Raw genomic sequence first — 19,208 nt, 5'->3', positions numbered from 1 at the left:
CCTAACATGGCTTTTATGGGTGGTTGGCCGGCTCCCTACTAACAATCTCATGGTGAGATGATGGCACGTCCCGGAGGAATAGATTACAACCCAGAGAAGCTGAACTCCATGATAGATGATTTCATGGACTCCACAGAGCATATCATGAACCGGGTGAGGGTCTCCAGTGTAGAGGCGTTCATAGATGACTTGCAGGCCCTCACAAGGGAGGAGTTCATCAGAAAATATGGTGTGACCCGTAGGGAATATGATGAGCTCATAGCCGCCCTTGAGGACATGAAGGATGAGGATATGGATGAGGCCCCATCAGAGGATGAGACTGATATGAGGGGGCTTATCTATTTCCTGGGCCTTGCAGTAATCTACCTGACCCGGGATGCTGAGAGAGATGCTGAGATAGAGGCGTACAGGCGGCACGCGGAGGATTATGGCCGGGACTTATACTTGAATTGGGTGACTATGGGGGATGATCATGTCTGCGATACCTGCCAAGAATATGAGGACGCTTCACCCTACAGGGTTGAAGGGTTCCCCCACATACCTCACCCCTTTTGTAGGTGCCATCCGGAGCCCTGTGATGAAGAGGGGAACCCAATAGATGACCTTTCAGAGTACAGCGGCCCTGACCTTGAGTACTTTGATGAGATCATGGAGGATTTTCAGTGATATCGGCATTGATTTTGAGGTTGTACCCCCACCACCATTCCCATTATAGAGTATAGGAGTGTGATATGTTGTGACATGGAAACTGAATAGGAAAGGATATGATCATGCCAAGGGACTGATACAAGCCGGGAAGGTGAATGATGGCAAGTGGGAGAAACCCAACCTTGAGGATTTCAAGGATATCGAGGAATATGCACTATTCCACCTCGGGAAGGACCCTGAGGCCGACCCCAACACCGCTGAGGCCTATGCCTACCCTTATGGCCGTGGAGGTGAAGTGTACATCCAGGCGCTCAGGGCCATCAAGTCCTACACTGCGGGGGCCAGAGGCGCGCCCAGGAACCAGGAGATATATGATGCTGCAAGCGAACTCCTCGAGATGGCCAAGGAGGAGGCATCGGAGAAAACATACACCCTCCAGTATGGGAACCATGCCGTGAAGATAAACAAGGATAAACGCCTGGTCACAGGACCTGTTCTCGTCCCGGATGAACCTGACCTAGATGGGGATGTGGTGACGGCGGAACAGGTTGAAGAGGTTGCCTACAAGTTCATGGAGGACTACCAGAACATTGACATTATGCATAGGTTCAGGAACGTCGCCAGACCAGTGGAGTCCTACATCCTCCGTGCTGATGAGGAAATCAATGGCGTCCACTTACCCCGGGGGACGTGGATGATCACAGCGAGGATCTACGATGACGGCATATGGGAGGGGGTGAAGACGGGGAAATATACTGGATTCAGCATCACAGCCGTGCCCGCACAGAAAGCACAGAAATCTTACCCGAAGACAACCCTCCGTGAACTGGGATGGCCATGGGAAGTTGTCACTATCTCAATAGTTGACAAGCCTGCCGTCCCTAAGGCCAAATACTTGAGCATCAAACGAGATGGAGGTGATGATGTGGATGAGAAATCTCTCCTGAAGCAGATCTTCACAACCCTCAAATCCTACTTCGATGATGATGAGGGGGGAGAGGCTGTGAAGGATGAAAAACAAGAACCAGAACCGGAAGAGGAAATAACCACAAATACCATCCTAGAAGCAATCCAGGAATTGAAAAAAGAGATATCCAAGATACATGAACGCCTCAATGAAATGATGGAAGAAGAGGATGATGATGAGGACGAAGATAAAGTAAACCCCGAACAAGTAGTCGATGAAGCCGCCACGTCCAAAGTAGAACCACAATCCCTGAAGGGGCAGGTGGCTGAGAAGAAGCATAACGATGCAAGTGACTTAAAAATCATGGGTGTTGACCGTTTCGGCAGGCCCATAAAAAGATGATATGAGGTGGTAATATGGATTTTCTGAACAAACCATTCCAAATAACCCCTAAGATAGACGTCCCTGACCTTGGAAAAGGGATACTCGCGGTTCAGAGGTTCGGGGAGTTCGTCAGGGAAGTCCGTGAAAACTCCGCGATAATAAAGGATGCAAGGGTCCTGAATGCCCTCAAGTCCTATGAGGTGGACATTTCAAGGATAAGCCTCGGTGTTGAACTGGAACCTGGCAGGAACACATCAGGGACAAAGGTTGCCCCGACTGCTGATGAAGTGACCGTGAGCACCAATACACTGGAGATGAAAGAACTCGTAACCAAGGTCGTCCTTGAGGATGAGGCCCTGGAGGACAACATAGAACAGTCAGCATTCGAACAGACAATCACATCACTCCTTGCAAGTGGAGTCACCTATGACCTGGAGTGCTTCTTCCTACATGCTGACTCCAGCCTCACCACTGGCAGGGAACTCTACAGGATCAATGATGGATGGATGAAGCTTGCAGGGAACCAGTATACTGATGCAGAACCTGAAGATGAGAACTGGCCCCTCAACCTCTTTGACGGCATGATGGATGAACTGGACACGAGGTACTTGCAGCTCAAGCCAAGGATGAAGTTCTACGTCTCCAATGAGATATACAACGGATACAGGAAGCAGCTACTCGTCAGGGAAACAGGACTCGGTGACTCGGCCCTCATAGGTGCCACGGGACTGCAGTATGATGGTATACCAATACAGTATGTCCCTGCCCTGGATGCCCTCGGCGACGATAAAGCAAGGGCCCTCCTCACGGTCCCCACGAACCTCGTATACGGGTTCTGGAGGAATATCAGGATAGAACCCAAACGTGACGCTGCGATGAGGAGGACTGAGTACATTGCCAGCCTCAGAGCAGATTGCAACTATGAGGATGAGAATGCGGCAGTCGCTGCGGTCATAGACATGTCCTCAGGTGGATGAGAATGGCAGTAGTAGATCCCTCCTAATAATCACAGTACACTATCTTGCCATGGTGATAGAAGGAATGCAAAATGAACCCTAAGCATGACATCTACATCCATCTTGGCCTGGACGAAGCGGATGAATCCCTACAGGCATTCATAGATAGGAAAATAGAAGAGTACAGGGCAAGAGCTGAGAGGATCAACCCCCATGCACCTGAGGACATCGTGGACGAGTATGTGGTTGCAATGATACTCAATGACCTCACAAAGGACATGAACTTCACCGATGGACGGTTCAGCATCACAGAACAGGCTGAGGATGTGAGGAGGAGACTATCCCATGCTCTTCTAAGACTACAGGGTATGAGGATCTGGAGACCAAGGGATGATGGTGATGAAGAGGATTAAAGGAGGGTTCCAACGGTTGCTACGGAGGTATGGACAGGAGGTTACACTTGTGCACCACAGCCTGAAGGAGAGGGATCAGCGAGGACAACCAGTCTACGAGGATGATACCAGGCCTCTGAAGGCATTTTTCCATGTGAACCGTGGAGGGGAACGCATCATCAATGGGCAGAGGATCAGTGATTATGACGCATACGTACTCATACCACTCGGTGTGTCCATCATGAGAGGGGACCACATCCTCATCGGCGAGGACAAGTACACCGTTACTAGTATCATCAAGAACAGGACACATATCGAGGCAACCCTACAGAGGATAGCGGACACGTGAATGCCATGATAGAGATCAGGATAGACAAGCCAGATGCTCTCATGGAGAAACCCCATGAGGTCCAAGGGAAAATCGAGGAGACCCTTGAAAAGATATTGAATCAACTCCAGGGGATCGCTGAGAACACAGCCCCAGTAAAGACAGGGAATCTCCGCGACAGCCACATCATCAGCATCGAAGGAAGCACTGGTGAACTAAGTAACCTCGCATACTACCTCCCATTCGTACTCCATGGACGTGGATGGGTGTTCCCGGTCCGGAGGAAAGCTCTCTGGTGGCCTGAACTACCCCATCCAGTCGCCTATGCGAGACCCGCGCCACCAAATGACTACTTCAGCGCCGTTGTGGCGTACAGTGCACCTGAGGGTGTGGTGGAGGAAACACTCATAGAGTGGTTGAGAGAATGATCTCTGAGATAGAATTACTATTCAAGGAGAAACTGGAGGAACTTGGAGTCGGCACTGTCGTCCTCGACTTCAATGAGAGGATTGAGGGTGAATCAGTCATAATACTGAACATCTCAAAGCTCAAACGCCTCGAACCAGTTTTGAATGGTTCTGCCTACGAGGGGGAATTCGAGGCCCACATCACAGGGATCTGGAAGGTGGCTGAGGGTATCACAGATGCTATCGAGAAACGGAACACTGTCCTTGAAAAGCTGACCTCTGAGTTCATGTACACGAATCTCGGCACTGCAAGGGTGATGGTACAGGCCTGGGATAAGGCCATATGGCAGGATGTGATGGATGATACGCGATACTACGTCGCATTTGACATCACACTCACTGTGAAAAACATGATGAGGTGATATATATGCTGGTGGATAAACTGGCAGAAACTATACTTACAGGTGAAAATGTTGGGTTTTTCCTTGGGATACCCATTACTGGTGAAAATATAACTGGGACTTCAGGGGAATTCATGGTAAAGAATCCCCCGATCTTCCCCCGGTCATGTAATTCGCTTAGCGTGAAACCTGAGGATGTGACGGTTACTAGTGACAGTGACGGGTCAACCGTTACCGTGACTGGCATAATTGAGGATGATGAAGGACGAGCGGTTGGTTTTGAAACAGATGGATCAGAGACCACCGTGACGGCTAGTTATGTGGAGGAACTGGAACCCTTCCTGGCGCAGGGGGTCACCGTTGATATTAAGCAGGATACTAAGGAAGTCAGTATACTGAACAATGCTGCGAAGCTCACAGCATACGCCGGTATGACAATAACGATAAAGTCAGATCAGATACTCAGTGCGAATGGGCTTGAACAGTTCAAGAAGCTCATGTTCTATGAGGAATCATCAGGAACATCAGAGTCAGTGTACAGGCTCATGGACAAGCCACTGAATCTCTACGGTTACATGACGTTTCACGTTGCGGATGAAACACTTGGAAGGATATACTTTGAGAACGTGAAAATGTCCCCCAGCCTCCCTGCCGCGAAGGCAGGTGATAACTTGACATTCGACCTGGAGATGACCGTCGCCGAAACACCAAAACTGATTCTTCCTAAAGAATAGTGTGGGGGTGACTGATTATCACAACCCCAAGGTTTTCATTTTTTAAGAAGGAAGTCATCGATCTGAATGGTGTGGAAGTGGAACTGGAAGGGTACAGGGTGGTGGACAGTGAGTACGTCATCCCCCTCATGGAGAAACGCAATGAAGCGCTTGAGATTTCTGTGAAGTATAATAACTTGATGAAGAAGATTGAGGGAAAGACTGAGGAGGAGATCACAGAGGAGGATGCTAGGAAGGTTAAGGAGATGAAGGATCGTGTGGACCGGCTCCTGGTTGAGACCAGTGAACTGGGTTACAGGTTAGCACAGAGAGGTCTCAAGAGGAGTCTGTACAGGGATGAGGAGGATTATAAGGAGGCTGAGAGGGATGGTCGCTTAACGGAGTACATTGATAGTCTTCCAGACGTGGAGATACCCCCTATGATGGTCAGGACAGTTGTAGACACCATGCTGAAACTTAGTAATCCTGAGTTGATAGGGGAGCCCTCTGACAGTGGGGGTGTTAAGGGGAAGAAAAAGAAGGGTTCAAGGCGGAAGAAGAGTGGATCCACCTCAAAAGGATGATTCTGAATTTAAGTTTAAAAGGGGGATGGATGGTTAATAGGATCCTGGAGTTCCCATACTCCCTCCTCGTGGAATATTATCTGGCACAGATGGACCCCCCATCATCTGTTGAGGGGTGGTTTTCTGTGGATGTGGAGGAGAAAATTGAGGAACTGAAAAGGTTGAATTATCAGAGAAAAAAATAGGGGGGGTGACTGGTTAAGGCTGGTTTCTGATGGCTTTATAGGTGGTTTCCACAGCCATGAATATTATGGTTAATCCTATTATCCCCATCAGATAGTTCCCTGCCCCTGTGAAGATATTGTACCATGCCGCTCCTATGAATATTGATGGGAGGGGATTCACAGTCCTCAGGAACCGGGGATGTTTCTTGTATAGGATGTTCAATATGATGAGGAGGGGGAGGCTTAGGAGGCCAATACTTAGGAGCATGCACTGGTCTGTTGTAACCTGTGGGTTCCAGATGAGTGTTATTGCATCGAGGATTATGAGGCCTATGAGTCCTGGGGCAGGGTCATGTTGAGGGCTCTCCTTCAGGGGGCCTCCGCATTCACAGACGTACCCCTCCACCTTTTCTCCTTCGGGGATTGTGTATTCAAGTCCACATTTTTCACATTTCACCTCCATCATGATCACCTCTTGATTTATTATATTAGTATATTGGTATATGTTCTTTTCGGTCGGTGGGATAGATGAGTGACCATAGCATAGCCATTGAAGTCCAGATGGACGCTGAAAGCGTCGTGACTGGACTGCAAGAGATGAACGAAACCCTACAGAATCTCCCCGGGGATGTTCAGATCAACCTGGAGGGGGGGGGGACAACCTCACCCCCATACTTGACTCGATCAACAGCAGCCTCGATGAACTACCTGAGGAATTACAAGTACACCTCTCCGCTGAGAATGAACTCACAGACGTCCTCACAGACATACTCATCCAATTAGACCACATCCCTGACGATATAAACATTCACCTCACTGCAGAGGAAGATGGAGTCATAGATGTCCTGGAGAAGATCAACCAGAAACTTGACGAAGTTGAAGAAGCGCACCTGAAGATCACAACAGATGATGACGCTACCAAAACCCTTGACATGGTCCTTGAAAAGTTGAATGAACTCCCAGATGAAGTCACCATAAAAGTGGGGGTGGATGATAACGCCACAACCATCATAGAATCCATCATCAAATCAATCCATGAAATCCCCAATGACATCACCACCACAGTGCACGCTGAAGTGGAGGGCATGGATGACATCAAAGACCTTAACCATGTAATGGATGATCTGGAGAGAGAATACTCCACAACCGTGGAGGTTTCAGTTGAAGGGGCTGAAGGGGTAGATGAACTGAAACATAGTATCAAGGAAGCAGACGGCCAGGAAGTGAACGTTGAGGTTAACACGGAGGGTATTGAGGAAGCGGAGGACAGGCTATCCAGCATCACATCCGCAGTCTCAGACATGAAATCCCAGGTCATTGGATTGTTAGGGGCATACATGAGCTACCAAGGTATAACGTCAGCCCTGAACTATGGGAAGCTCATAGATCAGACAGCCGTCCTTACAAACGCCACGAGGGGGCAGAGGAAAGAACTGGAGAAAACGATCGAGGCGAACTATAACTACACCCTCGGGATGAAGGGTGGGGCTGAGATAATGTACACCCTCGCATCATACACACGTGACTACACACTCACCATCGGATACTATAAGGCGGCACTCACAGCAGTCGCAAGGAGTGGGGAGGATGCATCCACAGTAACACTCACCCTTGCAAGGGTTTTCAGGGACTTTAACATCACGGTCGCGGAGAGTGAGGGCCTCACCCATAAACTCTTAGAACTCTGGAGACGGTCAGGGTTCTCCAGCTTCACCGAGTTTCTCGGAATGGTTGACCGTACAGGGTACTACCTGGACCAAGCGGGGGTGTCAGCTGACACCACAGCGAAGATCATCGCCAGCCTAGGGCCACGGGGGACAAGGGTTATCAGGCAGCTGGGCAGAGAACTCGGAAACATCGGACGTGAATGGAAGGAAGGCTCCGATGTGGTGGAGGAGTATGGTAAGAAACTGGAGAAACTCGGGATAAGTGTTAGAGACTCATCAGGGAACCTGAAGAGCTTCAATGAGGTGCTGGAGGAATTCCTCACATACTTGAGCACCATACCTGATGATGCGGAGAGAGCCCGAGTGGCTACTGAAATCTTCGGTGAGAAGGCCGGCCCGGCTCTTGCAGAGGTTGCTGATAAATGGGATGAATTGGGGGATGTGAGTGAAGAGAATGCTAAGAAGACAAACAAGGCGCTGGGTGAGTCAGCCGCTGCGCACCGTGATATCCTCACAGAGATAAAAGGGAATCTTGACAAGTTTATTGATGATATTAATACTTTCCTGGAGGGAACTGGGTATGTAGGGCAAATGGTAGCATCTATCCTATTCTTTTCCATCGTTAAGGATATCTACGACTTAGTTAAAAAAGCCCTGAAGATAGTGATTAAAAAGATATGGGACGTCCTGAAGGATTCACTTAAGAATGTTAGCAGGGAGAGACTAACAGGATTCGCTGAATCCGTGAAAGACGCATTGAAAAATGCCTTGGATGATGCTATCACCCGTCTCAAGACGGATGATTTTGTTCAGAAATTTTTGAATAAGATGGAGGACTCTCTGAGGGAGGTGGCCCGGAAACTCTGGGATCGATTAAAGAACCTGCTCAGGGATGAAGGTGGTAGAGCCTTTGATAGGCTAGATGTTGACGGGGTAATCACTCGTCTCGGCACGAACCTTGATGATGCTGCCAGCAGTATTCTTCCTAGGTTCGGTACCAGTATAGGGAGAACTCTCGTGAAGGCTGTGGGGGAAGGCGTCGGGGTGGCGCTGCAAACAGCAGACATACTCTACAACTTTAAAGAGTACTTGAGGGACATCCTCGAGGATCCATTCAAATTCGTCAGTCCTGTTGCAGAGTACAGTTACCCTGAATGGTTAAGGAGGATCTTCTCCCCAGAAACAATATTCAAGGCCATCATGGGACCTGAAGAGTGGGAAAAAGCGAAGAACATACTCCTCGAGAATGCCAGAGTGTACATCCAGGAACCGTTCAGGCGTGAAGTTGAGAACTTCTTCAAGGACCCTGCAAGATACCTTAAAGAAGGGTTCAGTCAGATGTGGAGTGATTTCAAGGCGTGGGTGTACAGTCACATCCCTTCCTTTGAATGGCCGAGCTTACCCCCTATTAAGGTCCCTGATATAGTGGGGGTCATGAGGAGCAAGTGGGAGGAATTTAAGGTGTGGGTGTACAGTCATATCCCCTCCTTTGAATGGCCGAGCTTACCCTCTATTAAGGTCCCTGATATAGTGGGAGGCATACGGAGTAAATGGGAGCAGTTCAAGGCGTGGGTGTACAGTCGCATCCCCTCCTTTAAATGGCCGAGCTTACCCTCTATTAAGGTCCCTGATATAGTGGGAGGCATACGGAGTAAATGGGAGCAGTTCAAGGCGTGGGTCCGCTCAGCCTTCAAATCATTCAGATGGCCAAACCTTCCCAACATCAAACTACCAGACTTCGCAGGGCTTATGAAATCAGCATGGTCCAAATTTAAGAGTGCCGTGTCATCCTCGTTCAAGTCATTCAAATGGCCAAGCCTACCTCTCCCTAATTTCAGTGGCATAGCCTCCAAGTTCAGGGAGTGGGGGTCAAGTTTCATATCTAACCTTGCAGCAGGAATCCGTTCAGCGATTCCTAACCTAAACCGTGTTCTTAGCATCATAAGAAGGTTGTTACCATCATCACCACCAAAAGAGGGGCCATTATCCACCCTAACCTATGAGATTATGCATGAATATGGTTACCTCCTCGGGACACACTTCAATAGGGGATTGAGTGCTACAATCCCCGGTACCGTTGAGAGCCTCGGGAAACCGAGTCTCGTAATACCATCCGATGTGACTGCTGGTCGGGGGTCATCCATGTTGATGGGTGGTTTGAATCTGCAGATAAATACGAATGTCTCCGTGGATAAGATTGAATCTGAGGTGGATGTGGATGATATGGCTCGGAGGATAACGGATAAGGTGAAGGAGAATATGTGTGATGAATTGAACAGGCAAGGTATCCTCCCCTACCTGTATGGCCGCGGATATGTGAGGGGGGTGAGATGATCATAGTCTATGGTGATTGGAGCATACAGGGACATAAACCATCAGGGATAGTATCCGTGCAGGTGAACCTCCCAAAGGTCACCCTGCAATGCGTGGCCCTCCCCAAGCCCGGGAAGACCCCCCTGGATGAGGTTAAACTATTCATGGGATTGGCGAAGTACCAGGTCAGCAATGATTTCCTCCTAAATAAGGGGACCTATGTGCAGGGGGATAGGAGCCGTGACCTCCTAACCATCACAGACGGTGTGAATGTATTCAAGGGGATGATCGAACCCCCCTCCTACCAGTTGGACAGGTTCAGTGATGAGATCATAGAATACACCCTAACCATCCACCTGGAGCTACCCTCTGATATAAGCAGGGTCTTCAAGGCAGGGGACTTCTCCCCCACATATTTCAACTCTTTCTATTTCCATGTTGGCGTGGAGTGATCCCATGGTGATGGATTTCAGGTTCATAGAGTTCGGCGGCCGCGGGTGGGTTGACCTGGAGGAGGAGTTCATAGTAGCCCGGCGTGGTGACACAATCAAGGGCTACGCTATCCTAAAAAACACAGGGGATGAGGTCATTGAGGACCTCCTAATCATGCCGGCCCATGATCCCTTCGCCTCCTTCAGTGAGAAACAGTCATGGATGAATGAGCTAATGATATCCTCCCTAACCTTTAAGGAGCCCCGCCTCCCTGACAAGATCATACCCGGGGATGAGGTGATGGTAGAGTACACGCTGCAGCCACCATGCACCGGCCCCTTCCAGTTCATAATCCTGGCCACCGCCACTAACAAGTCAGGAACAGCCTTCCCCGGATACCCCGTGAATTACCGTGCGGAGATACCCGTGCCAGCACGCGTCAGTCATGAGGAGTGGATCATCGATTTCAACCTCCCCAACCCCCCACGGAAGAGCAGGTTTGACTATGAGGATATCCTCATAGAACCACTAACAGAGAGTGGGGGTATAGCAGGGGATAAGCGATTCATCCCATGGATCTGGCTGAATAAGGGGGGGGATGACAGGTGGAAAATACGGGCCTACTTGAGGAACCCCGGGGATAATTGGATGGGCTTCATCTACACAGGCTTCAGTGTCCCTGTGGATCCTGGGAGGATGATGAATTATAGTTGGTTGAAGTCACAGTCACCACATTTTACTGTGGATGTGTCCTGGGAGGAGGCCACGATAGTCACGGATTACTTCATCTTGAAGGGGGTGATCCGGTGAAGATCCTGGTGAACAACCGGGAAGTCCCGGTGACAGGGTTAAGCGTGAATCACATGATCAACTCTGTTGCGAAGGCCACATTCTCCACCCATGAGGAGGTGCGTGTGGGGTACTCTGTAAGTGTAATCTCCGATGATGATAAGAAAATCTTTGAGGGGTATGTGAATCATGTCACCCTCGATTATGGTAGTATGACATCTAATTGCTGGGCGATCTCCTCACCAATACATAATCGCCTCATGCAATACTCTTACACCTTTAAGGAGCAGGAGTTTCACTCATGGGGGGTTGTCCTCCTCCGGTTCCTGCAGTCCTGTGGGATCACATTACACCCCCACTCCTGCATCCCTGCACAGTCACGGGTTAATGCAGGGGCGAGTTACCTCTATGGAACCATGGTTCAACCAGGGAAATCCTCCCTGGAAACCTTCATGAAGTTGCACCCATTTCATGGGATGGTGGAGACAAAAGATGATGTGAAGGTAATCACGGTGACATGGAATGACCTGATCCAAAACATTATGGAGGAAACCGGTCGTGACATTTTCTGGATCCTGCATGGGAAAATGATGTATATCGGATGCAAGGGTAATGCGGGTTTCGAGGTCAACCCTAACCTCCTAAAATCATTAAAAATCACAGAGGATGCAACAGAGGTTGTCGAGTCTCTTGAGAATCTGAGGGTGGTGTACTGAATTGGTCTCGGATAAGTGGCTGCAAGAGAACCGTGGCTGGTACCGCGTCCCCATTAAGGATCCAACTCTAGAATACCTTGAAAGTGATGATTGGAACGTCGACGTGGGTTGGGCTTTAGGGTGGACAAGGAAGAAGACAGTCGCGTACTCCCCATTTACGAATCCAGGGGCCTCCGCTGCAAGATTCTGCTTCACTCATAAACCGGTGGAGGACTGGCGTTACATGGTGATTGAGGTCCCTGACTTCAGTACACCAATCGGGGTTTCGAGTAAGGGTGCGGCTGTGATGGCGCAGGGGGGCAGGCCATCCGCCACTGCCGGGATATGGACCGTAGCATGGGAATATACAGTCGGACTCAGGATTTATCCTTACTGGGATGAGGAGATTAAGGCCCTCGTGATTGACCCGGGGTACTATGTGAATAAGGAGTGGGTTATTCAGATGAAGTACTGGTCCTCCGCAAGGTCAGGGCCTGTGTTCAGTGTCTCAACTGTGAAATTGTATAAGGTTGGGCCGCCTGGTGGTGAGGGTGTCCCCTTCCCATTATTTGATGAGTCGGAGTATGAGACTCCCGAGTGGGGTAACAGGAACCCCACACCACTCCCATCAGCGGGGCCGAAGTATACGGATTACGGGCCAAGTCATAGTGGGGGGCCCGTCGCGGGCCGCAACCCCCCACTAAAAGAGGAGAAAGTCTCTGATGGCTCCCCTACTGACACGGGTCTCTTTGATAAAGTTAAAAATGATGATAAAGATCCACTCCGTGAGAACCAGAGAGTATCAGAGAAGGCCAAGAGGCCCAACAGTGAAGTTGAATGCGTAGTGGAGGGATACTTCGATTGTAAGGTAGGGGATCATATAATCATCCCCGAAGACCCCCTGCGGAGAAGGTTCATCGTGACAGAAGTGGAGTACGAGTTCATGGGTGGAGCTCTCAGGACACATATACGGGGGTCTATAGATGGGGATATAAGATACACCACCGCAACAATCATCACAGGAGTTGTGAATTACTTGTTTGGTAGGAGATAGAAATCCTGTTTGGTAGGAGATAGAAATGGGGAGTGTGAAGTGATGGTGTTTAGAGTATATCATAAGAAGGTTGCATCACAGGAGCACCAGGTGACTGGTGATGACTGGAATGATGAACATGCCATTGAAGATATGGATGTCTTCATGTCCCAGTATTGGGATAGTGTGAAGAAGGTGAGTGTGGGGTGTTAGTTTGGTTTTCAGAGTGTATCATAAGGCTGTTGCTTCTCAGGAGCATCAGGTGACTGGTGATGACTGGAATGATGAACATGCCATTGAAGATATGGATGTCTTCATGTCCCAGTATTGTCTGCAGATCCCCCGGACGGGGGCGGGGTCTGAGACGGCGATAAGTGGTGAGTACACTGTCAATATGAATTATACTCATACGAGTCTCCCCTCAGAGTTCCTCATTGAGTTCAAATGTCAGGGAAAGAGGACGGATTCGAATGATGCTCCTGTTTATCTGCGGGTGGATAGTGATAGTACTGAGTCGAGGTATTCTGGGTCATATTTCCTTCTTTCTGCCTCGGGGCCAAGTTATGGTGCTACGAGTGGCCCCGGCCTCCCCCTCTTCACTCTTCCAAGTCCATTGACGGAGGGGAATGCATTGTTAGGTGGCAGGTTGGAGGGATATCTGCAAGGGTCATCTTTGACTATGGCGTGTACTGTTTTTAGTGCTAATGAGTTGCGAGTGATGACTGGGAAGTATGTGAAGGCATCTGATTTTGTGAATAAGCCTGCGTTGTCTCTGATCATCCCGGGGAATGGATATGTGGATCAACTGGTTTGGAGGGTGCATAGTCTATGATCTGGCATAATCGGAAGATTAATGGCCCGGTGACGGCGGGGGATTGGAATGATGATCAGCACATGGTTGATAGGGAGGCCCTCTTGGAGTTTCTGGGTAGGGAGGCCCTCTTGGAGTTTCTTGGTAGGGAGGCCCTCTTGGAGTTTCTTGGTAGGGAGGCCCTCTTGGAGTTTCTGGGAATAAGCTCGGGTGGGGGTGGTGGAGATGGAGGTGGAGGTGGCAGTGGACAATGGGTTTTACTTGATGATTTGGAGTTTCAGAGTCCCGTTCAGTCATTCACTCTTGCCACGGACGGTTATGATTTCTTGAGGATTGAATATGCTGTTATCGTGACTGACCCTTCTAATATAGCAGACCAACATTTTGCTATATACCCGAATGGGGACACCGATAGGGAGAACTACTCTAGTTTCATGCATTATACGACTTCGGGTGGTACACATAACCATTTGTCCAATTGGCCGTCCCCTTACCCCTTATTCGCAATGGAGATATCATCGAATGTCCAATGTGTGAATATTGGGAATATATTGATTTCACTTAAAAATGGGATTAGGAGGCTGTTTGTCAATGAAAACAGTAGAATAGACAACAAGAACTACGTTTCGAGGGGAGAGCATATTGCTCGATGGACGAATACATCATCTGATGTTACTTCATTAAATATTTCAAGCCAGAACTGTGTCCTGACCGGCAAGGTGGCTGTTTATGGGTGGTGATGTTTTACCTGTACATTGACTGTATTTTATCAGTATCATGATATGTGAGGGTGATTCATGATGAAAAGCGATATTAATATGTATTGGATGTTATTAACAATTATCTGTATGTTACTCATTCTGAAGATACTTGAAAAAAGGTGATTCAATGGAAGTGGGGCTAAATGAGTTTCTTGATATGAAGAAGAGGTATGAGGACTTCAAAATGAAGAACAAGAGGGAACCACGCTATGTAACAACAAAGAATGGATATAAGGTGATGTTACCAGTATTCAAGGACATGCTAAGGCGCTACGAGGATTTTGTGAGGATTAATGGCCGTGAGCCTAATTATATCAGCATTCAACCTCAGCCAAATGGTAAGATTGAGATAAAGAAGTTTAGGGATATGCTAAGGCGCTACGAGGATTTTGTGAGGATTAATGGCCGTGAACCCAATATAATATACCTTGAACAAGGTAAAAGTGACCATGTTTCTTTAGGAACATTCAAGGATATGTTAAGGCGTTACAAGGATTTTGTGAGGATTAATGGCCGTGAGCCTAATTATATCAGCATTCAACCTCAGCCATCTTTAAAAGGGCATTGGACAACTAAAGTCATCGAAAAGATAGGTACTTTTCATGATGCAACAAGCCTCTATGAAAGGGTGAAAAAGACCTGCAAGTATAAATATTATTATAATGATCAGGTCCCTAATCATGTTGCAGTCATGAGAATGACAACAAGTGGGATTAACTGTACTGACGCCTGCCAACTCTTCAGCAAGGTCCTCGAAGAGATGGGCTACGAGGTGAAAATCGAACATGTTCGGGTGAAGTGTAACGACGGGAAATGGTACGGCCACTACCTCCTGAGAGTTGGCGGGTTTGAGCTCAAGGATGGGACGATATGGGATTATGTCTCCGCTACGAAGACGGGCCGGCCCCTGGGGGTGCCATGTTGCACAGCAGGGTTCCAACATCTTGGTTGGGGGATAGTGGGTCCTGTTTATGACAAGTGATGATTGATATTACATAAAAAAATAAATAAGAAGAGATATTGTTTGTGGCAGAGACATGCATGTGTTGTTGTGATTGCATTGAATATATTACTTCCTATAAGTATCAGTACGAAAATTTGAAGGGAAAATTAAACTTTCTTGTTTAATTTTATTATTAAAAATTTCTCAGGAAATATCATAATTTCCTAAACACTTCTCTGGACCAGAATAGCCATATGGTCCTTTTCATAGGGCTTTAGACCCACCTGGTCTATTATCCTGAACCCTGAATCCCGGAGTTTCCCGGCCTCCTCACGGAAGATCTTCCTAGGGCTCCTTGTAACATCTATGCTCCTGGCCTTTACCATGATCAAACCATAACCATCATCCTTCAGGAAACAGTCCATGTTCCTGATGAAGAGGCCTGTCTGGTCCGGCTGTGCAACGTCACAGTAGACAAGGTCGGCATTCTCAACCATCCTCATATAATCTAGGGGCCTTGAGGCATCCTCAAGGAGGGGGACCATATTCCCCCTCACCCTGCAGACCTCAATGAGTTCCCTCATCATCCTGGGTGAGAACTCAACACAGTAGACCCTCCCCATGGTAACAATATCGGATATATGGGAGGCTGTTGTACCTGCAGATGCACCCAGGTAGAGGACCCTTGACTCCGGGTTCAGCTGAAAGCCCCTGAGTCCATTGAGCACCGCGGCGGCCATCTTTGATCTCCGGGGATCCCAGACCCTGTACTCGGAGCCACCCCACTCAATGAGCTTCTCACCGTAAACCCTGACTCCCGGGGTCAGGTTAACCGTCACAAGGGAATCCCTCATGATGAAAACTCCATCCATACCCTTCACATGCTTCATCATATCAACCTGTCCTGAGTTCATCCAGGAATTTTTCAACCCCGCCTGGCACGGGACCTTCCCTGCCTCCCCTTCCTTTTAACCGGAGGCATGGGGTGCTGTTTTTTTATCATCTCAAACCTTTCATTGAATTCTTGGACCAGGGATTCATCGAACTCCTGACTGAAAACATCCTTCCTCACTGCAAGGGCTATCTTACCCGCCAGGAGCCTTGCAACCTTCCCGCGTATCCACCATGGAGATGAACGTATTGAGGGGTGCTGGAAGATCACACCATGCTTCGGGGGATTTGCACGGGACTTAAGGTGCCTGAAGAGTGCCTTCTCAGCCCCCAGGATCTGTATAGTTGATGAGGGGAGCATTGCAAGTTCCCTGAGACCCCCTGCATGGGCGATCAGCCGGGCGCCCACATTGGACCCTGCAAGGGCCCTGAGGTTAGGGGCCATCTTCTCCATTTTAAGGTCAATGTAGGCTTCGGTCTCATCCCTCAGCTTCTGGAGGTTTATTATGTTCTCTGCCAGTCCCCTGAATACATGGAGGTCCTCCCGGCTCACATCAGACCCTATGCTCCCGTCAACATCCATCCTGAAGTTCTCAAGTATGCTGTCCCTGTCACCGTACTCAGCGATGAGCTGGACATACTGTTCATGGCTCTTCACAGTGTCAAGTTCAGGGAAATGAAGGGAGTACCACTCCCTCAGGCGGTCAATGAGCTTCCCTATCTCCTCGTCAAGCTCATCAAGGGCACTTATCGCTTGGATGATGAACTTATCAGATTCACTCAGGGACTCCCTCACTTTTTCAAGGGTCAGGGATAGCAGGGAAGCGTGTATGAGCTTGGAGGGGTCCCTTCCGGTTATCTCCCTGAGGACCGTGTCAAGGTGCTCCCTCAGGTAGGCACCGGCCCTGCTGGGTGCACTGAAGCTCACACCCTGGAATTCCCTGGGGCCAGGGGATTCGGGGGCCTCAACCACCACCTCATCGTATTCCCTGCTCAGCCTTTCAAGGATCTTCTTCTCTTCAGGGAGGAGAGAGCCCCTCTGAGACTCCATGAGCCTCCCGGGTATCTCATCCTCCGGGAAAAGTTCATAATCTATAATCTTCAGATCTTCACTGAAGGCAATGAAACCGGCAACACAGGCTGTAAGGTAACACTTCATGGGGGTTACATCTATAGGTAATGAGTATAAATAATTTTACTGAGGGTGTTTTTTCATGCTGAAGACAAGGATATGTAATATTGAACTTCGAAATCCAGCCATACTGGCTGCTGGAGTCATGGGGAGCATGGCCTCATCCCTTAACAGGGTTTACTGTTCAGGTGCAGGCGCGGTTGTCACCAAATCCTTCTCACTGGAACCCAACACAGGATATAAAAACCCGACAACCGTTGAGGTTACAGGAGGCATCATAAACGCCATAGGACTCTCAAACCCTGGAGTCGATAATTTCCTGGATGAACTCAGGGCAGTTGAGGATGACGTCCCCCTTATAGCATCCATATACGGGGCGTCCCCTGAGGAGTTCCAGGAGGTCTCATCAAGGATAGAGGAATACGTGGACATGATTGAACTCAATGTATCCTGCCCCCATGCCATGTCCGGTTGCGGGGCCTCAATAGGCCAGGACCCTGAACTGACCTTCAGGGTTGTCTCTGCAGTTAAGGACGCCATTGATGTCCCTGTGTCAACCAAACTCACACCCAACGTCACGGACATAGTGGAGGTGGCTTTGAGGGCCCAGGAGGCAGGTTCAGATGCCCTGACCCTGATAAACTCCCTGGGACCCGGCATGAGGATAGATATAAAGACAGCAAGACCAGTCCTCTCCAACGCCGTCGGGGGAATGTCCGGTCCGGCGATAAAACCCGTGGCGGTAAGGTGCGTCTATGATGTCTACAGGGCGGTTGATATTCCCATCATGGGCGTGGGGGGTATCAGGGATTACAGGGACGCCGTGGAATTCCTGTTTGCAGGCGCATCGGCCTTCCAGGTCGGCACAGCCATAATGTACTCCGGACCAGTGATATTCAGGAACATCTGCAGGGGACTTAAAAGGTTCATGCATGAGGAGGGATTCTCCTCCATAGATGAGATGGTTGGACTGGCACATGACTAGGGAGTGGGTAGTGTGAACGTTCCAGAGGTTCTTGAGATTAAAAGGATAATAGATGAGTCTGATTCGGTGAAGACATTCATATTCGACTGGGACTTCCGGTCGGATTTGAGGCCCGGCCAGTTCATGATGGTGTGGAACTTCAGTGATGAGAAGCCAATGTCGGTCTCACTCATCGATGAGGTGAGGGGTGAGATAGGCATCTCGGTGAGGAGGGTCGGTGAGTTCACAGGGGAAGTCCATGGCCTGAGCGAGGGGGACCTCCTGGGACTGAGGGGCCCCTATGGGAGGGGATTCGAACTCACAGGTAGCAGTATCCTCCTGGTAGGCGGGGGGATAGGTATGGCGCCCCTATCAGCCCTTGCAGATGAGGCTACAGATAACGGGATGAAGGTCTCAGCCCTTGTCGCTGCAAGGACAGCCGATGAGCTCCTATTCACAGGGAGACTTAAGGATGCAGGGGTCAGGGTCTACACATGCACGGATGACGGGTCATGCGGATTCAAGGGCTTTGCACATGAAAGGCTCAGGGACATGGGGGGGTCGTATGACATGGCGGCGGTCTGCGGACCCGAACCCATGATGTACCATGTGAAGGGGGTCCTTGATGAGATGGGGGTCCCGGCCCAGTTCTCCCTCGAGAGGTACATGAAGTGCGCCGTGGGTATCTGCGGCCAGTGCTGCCTTGATGATACAGGCTGGAGGGTCTGCGCCGAGGGACCGGTCTTCTGGGGGCATGAACTTTCAATGTTAAGGGAGTTTGGAAGCTACAGGAGGGATTCTGCTGGTAGGAGGATACCACTTTAGGTGGAGAATACCTATGGTAGATGCCCTTCCATGCATCAGTTTAGAAGAAGGATCTTCAGCTGAAGGGT

General features: G+C 49.3%; 25 protein-coding genes. 22 read left to right on the top strand and 3 right to left on the bottom strand.

Translation table 11 applies throughout. The annotated features are described in order from the left end of the window. Positions 1 to 60: 60 nt before the first annotated feature. The 10 genes from N5910_RS08205 to N5910_RS08160 all read left to right on the top strand — a co-directional run bounded on the left by N5910_RS08205 (position 61) and on the right by N5910_RS08160 (position 5,905). The gene (locus tag N5910_RS08205) at positions 61 to 666 is read left to right on the top strand and encodes a hypothetical protein (RefSeq protein WP_015971188.1); all 606 of its coding nucleotides are present in this window, start codon (positions 61 to 63) and stop codon (positions 664 to 666) included. Between the two features lie 133 nt (positions 667 to 799). Then, entirely contained in the window at positions 800 to 1,957 is a 1,158-nt protein-coding gene (locus N5910_RS08200) for an XkdF-like putative serine protease domain-containing protein (RefSeq protein WP_261599550.1), read from the top strand. A gap of 14 nt (positions 1,958 to 1,971) precedes the next feature. Then, positions 1,972 to 2,916 (top strand): phage major capsid protein, encoded by a 945-nt coding sequence (locus N5910_RS08195; protein ID WP_015971190.1) that lies wholly within the window; start codon positions 1,972 to 1,974, stop codon positions 2,914 to 2,916. 71 nt (positions 2,917 to 2,987) lie between these two features. Then, positions 2,988 to 3,308, top strand: a complete 321-nt coding sequence (locus N5910_RS08190; RefSeq protein ID WP_015971191.1) for a hypothetical protein — start codon at positions 2,988 to 2,990, stop codon at positions 3,306 to 3,308. Between the two features lie 16 nt (positions 3,309 to 3,324). Beyond that, positions 3,325 to 3,636 carry a phage head closure protein gene (locus N5910_RS08185; protein WP_261599549.1) on the top strand — a complete coding sequence of 104 codons (312 nt, stop codon included), beginning with the start codon at positions 3,325 to 3,327 and terminating at the stop codon, positions 3,634 to 3,636. A gap of 5 nt (positions 3,637 to 3,641) precedes the next feature. Next, complete coding sequence (locus N5910_RS08180; protein WP_015971193.1) at positions 3,642 to 4,043, top strand: HK97 gp10 family phage protein; 402 nt, start codon at positions 3,642 to 3,644, stop codon at positions 4,041 to 4,043. After that, positions 4,028 to 4,444, top strand: coding sequence for a hypothetical protein (locus tag N5910_RS08175; protein WP_015971194.1), 417 nt, complete (start codon positions 4,028 to 4,030; stop codon positions 4,442 to 4,444). The genes N5910_RS08180 and N5910_RS08175 overlap by 16 nt, the downstream gene beginning before the upstream one ends. Before the next feature lie 5 nt (positions 4,445 to 4,449). Continuing rightward, a complete protein-coding gene (locus tag N5910_RS08170; RefSeq protein WP_261599548.1) occupies positions 4,450 to 5,157 on the top strand; it encodes a hypothetical protein in 708 nt (235 codons plus the stop codon). Positions 5,158 to 5,234: 77 nt separating this feature from the next. Continuing rightward, entirely contained in the window at positions 5,235 to 5,720 is a 486-nt protein-coding gene (locus N5910_RS08165) for a hypothetical protein (protein ID WP_202879469.1), read from the top strand. A gap of 29 nt (positions 5,721 to 5,749) precedes the next feature. Beyond that, the gene (locus N5910_RS08160; RefSeq protein ID WP_261599547.1) at positions 5,750 to 5,905 is read left to right on the top strand and encodes a hypothetical protein; all 156 of its coding nucleotides are present in this window, start codon (positions 5,750 to 5,752) and stop codon (positions 5,903 to 5,905) included. A 13-nt stretch (positions 5,906 to 5,918) separates the two neighbouring features. Here N5910_RS08160 and N5910_RS08155 read toward each other — a convergent pair whose 3' ends face one another. Continuing rightward, positions 5,919 to 6,347, bottom strand: coding sequence for a hypothetical protein (locus N5910_RS08155; RefSeq protein ID WP_015971197.1), 429 nt, complete (start codon positions 6,345 to 6,347; stop codon positions 5,919 to 5,921). 65 nt (positions 6,348 to 6,412) lie between these two features. Here N5910_RS08155 and N5910_RS08150 point away from each other — a divergent pair, with 65 nt between their 5' ends. The 10 genes from N5910_RS08150 to N5910_RS08105 all read left to right on the top strand — a co-directional run bounded on the left by N5910_RS08150 (position 6,413) and on the right by N5910_RS08105 (position 15,367). After that, positions 6,413 to 6,667: a hypothetical protein gene (locus N5910_RS08150; RefSeq protein WP_261599546.1), complete on the top strand. Its 255-nt coding sequence runs from the start codon at positions 6,413 to 6,415 to the stop codon at positions 6,665 to 6,667. Between the two features lie 149 nt (positions 6,668 to 6,816). Further along, positions 6,817 to 9,885: a phage tail tape measure protein gene (locus N5910_RS08145; protein ID WP_261599545.1), complete on the top strand. Its 3,069-nt coding sequence runs from the start codon at positions 6,817 to 6,819 to the stop codon at positions 9,883 to 9,885. After that, positions 9,882 to 10,316 (top strand): hypothetical protein, encoded by a 435-nt coding sequence (locus N5910_RS08140; RefSeq protein WP_015971199.1) that lies wholly within the window; start codon positions 9,882 to 9,884, stop codon positions 10,314 to 10,316. Before N5910_RS08145 ends, N5910_RS08140 begins: the two co-directional genes overlap by 4 nt. 4 nt (positions 10,317 to 10,320) lie before the next feature. Further along, a complete protein-coding gene (locus N5910_RS08135; RefSeq protein WP_015971200.1) occupies positions 10,321 to 11,106 on the top strand; it encodes a hypothetical protein in 786 nt (261 codons plus the stop codon). After that, complete coding sequence (locus N5910_RS08130) at positions 11,007 to 11,801, top strand: hypothetical protein (RefSeq protein ID WP_261599544.1); 795 nt, start codon at positions 11,007 to 11,009, stop codon at positions 11,799 to 11,801. Before N5910_RS08135 ends, N5910_RS08130 begins: the two co-directional genes overlap by 100 nt. Before the next feature lies 1 nt (position 11,802). Beyond that, the gene (locus N5910_RS08125) at positions 11,803 to 12,834 is read left to right on the top strand and encodes a hypothetical protein (RefSeq protein WP_015971202.1); all 1,032 of its coding nucleotides are present in this window, start codon (positions 11,803 to 11,805) and stop codon (positions 12,832 to 12,834) included. Between the two features lie 39 nt (positions 12,835 to 12,873). Continuing rightward, the gene (locus N5910_RS08120) at positions 12,874 to 13,026 is read left to right on the top strand and encodes a hypothetical protein (RefSeq protein ID WP_191216189.1); all 153 of its coding nucleotides are present in this window, start codon (positions 12,874 to 12,876) and stop codon (positions 13,024 to 13,026) included. Position 13,027: 1 nt separating this feature from the next. After that, positions 13,028 to 13,645 carry a hypothetical protein gene (locus tag N5910_RS08115; RefSeq protein ID WP_261599543.1) on the top strand — a complete coding sequence of 206 codons (618 nt, stop codon included), beginning with the start codon at positions 13,028 to 13,030 and terminating at the stop codon, positions 13,643 to 13,645. After that, positions 13,642 to 14,364 (top strand): hypothetical protein, encoded by a 723-nt coding sequence (locus N5910_RS08110; protein ID WP_015971204.1) that lies wholly within the window; start codon positions 13,642 to 13,644, stop codon positions 14,362 to 14,364. The genes N5910_RS08115 and N5910_RS08110 overlap by 4 nt, the downstream gene beginning before the upstream one ends. 148 nt (positions 14,365 to 14,512) lie before the next feature. Continuing rightward, positions 14,513 to 15,367: a pseudomurein-binding repeat-containing protein gene (locus tag N5910_RS08105; RefSeq protein WP_015971205.1), complete on the top strand. Its 855-nt coding sequence runs from the start codon at positions 14,513 to 14,515 to the stop codon at positions 15,365 to 15,367. A 185-nt stretch (positions 15,368 to 15,552) separates the two neighbouring features. Here the strand turns inward: N5910_RS08105 and N5910_RS08100 are convergent, their stop codons facing one another. Further along, complete coding sequence (locus N5910_RS08100; protein ID WP_074359823.1) at positions 15,553 to 16,218, bottom strand: fibrillarin-like rRNA/tRNA 2'-O-methyltransferase; 666 nt, start codon at positions 16,216 to 16,218, stop codon at positions 15,553 to 15,555. Between the two features lie 35 nt (positions 16,219 to 16,253). Continuing rightward, entirely contained in the window at positions 16,254 to 17,378 is a 1,125-nt protein-coding gene (locus N5910_RS08095; RefSeq protein ID WP_074359477.1) for an NOP5/NOP56 family protein, read from the bottom strand. 55 nt (positions 17,379 to 17,433) lie between these two features. Between N5910_RS08095 and N5910_RS08090 the strand changes: the two genes are divergently transcribed. Further along, positions 17,434 to 18,336, top strand: coding sequence for a dihydroorotate dehydrogenase (locus tag N5910_RS08090; RefSeq protein WP_261599542.1), 903 nt, complete (start codon positions 17,434 to 17,436; stop codon positions 18,334 to 18,336). A gap of 3 nt (positions 18,337 to 18,339) precedes the next feature. Next, positions 18,340 to 19,140, top strand: a complete 801-nt coding sequence (locus tag N5910_RS08085) for a dihydroorotate dehydrogenase electron transfer subunit (protein WP_084531282.1) — start codon at positions 18,340 to 18,342, stop codon at positions 19,138 to 19,140. Positions 19,141 to 19,208 lie beyond the last annotated feature (68 nt).

Source organism: Methanothermobacter wolfeii (genome assembly GCF_025397995.1).
Classification (GTDB): domain Archaea; phylum Methanobacteriota; class Methanobacteria; order Methanobacteriales; family Methanothermobacteraceae; genus Methanothermobacter; species Methanothermobacter wolfei.
This window is presented reverse-complemented; position numbering and strand designations above follow the sequence as displayed.

Coding starts and splice junctions, on each gene's coding strand:
- N5910_RS08100 (WP_074359823.1), bottom strand. CDS start 16,218: ATGAAGCATGTGAAGGGTATGGATGGAGTTTTCATCATGAGGGATTCC.
- N5910_RS08105 (WP_015971205.1), top strand. CDS start 14,513: ATGGAAGTGGGGCTAAATGAGTTTCTTGATATGAAGAAGAGGTATGAG.
- N5910_RS08090 (WP_261599542.1), top strand. CDS start 17,434: ATGCTGAAGACAAGGATATGTAATATTGAACTTCGAAATCCAGCCATA.
- N5910_RS08145 (WP_261599545.1), top strand. CDS start 6,817: ATGGTCCTTGAAAAGTTGAATGAACTCCCAGATGAAGTCACCATAAAA.
- N5910_RS08160 (WP_261599547.1), top strand. CDS start 5,750: ATGGTTAATAGGATCCTGGAGTTCCCATACTCCCTCCTCGTGGAATAT.
- N5910_RS08135 (WP_015971200.1), top strand. CDS start 10,321: ATGGTGATGGATTTCAGGTTCATAGAGTTCGGCGGCCGCGGGTGGGTT.
- N5910_RS08095 (WP_074359477.1), bottom strand. CDS start 17,378: ATGAAGTGTTACCTTACAGCCTGTGTTGCCGGTTTCATTGCCTTCAGT.
- N5910_RS08190 (WP_015971191.1), top strand. CDS start 2,988: ATGAACCCTAAGCATGACATCTACATCCATCTTGGCCTGGACGAAGCG.
- N5910_RS08110 (WP_015971204.1), top strand. CDS start 13,642: ATGATCTGGCATAATCGGAAGATTAATGGCCCGGTGACGGCGGGGGAT.
- N5910_RS08195 (WP_015971190.1), top strand. CDS start 1,972: ATGGATTTTCTGAACAAACCATTCCAAATAACCCCTAAGATAGACGTC.
- N5910_RS08170 (WP_261599548.1), top strand. CDS start 4,450: ATGCTGGTGGATAAACTGGCAGAAACTATACTTACAGGTGAAAATGTT.
- N5910_RS08150 (WP_261599546.1), top strand. CDS start 6,413: ATGAGTGACCATAGCATAGCCATTGAAGTCCAGATGGACGCTGAAAGC.
- N5910_RS08155 (WP_015971197.1), bottom strand. CDS start 6,347: ATGGAGGTGAAATGTGAAAAATGTGGACTTGAATACACAATCCCCGAA.
- N5910_RS08140 (WP_015971199.1), top strand. CDS start 9,882: ATGATCATAGTCTATGGTGATTGGAGCATACAGGGACATAAACCATCA.
- N5910_RS08205 (WP_015971188.1), top strand. CDS start 61: ATGGCACGTCCCGGAGGAATAGATTACAACCCAGAGAAGCTGAACTCC.
- N5910_RS08180 (WP_015971193.1), top strand. CDS start 3,642: ATGATAGAGATCAGGATAGACAAGCCAGATGCTCTCATGGAGAAACCC.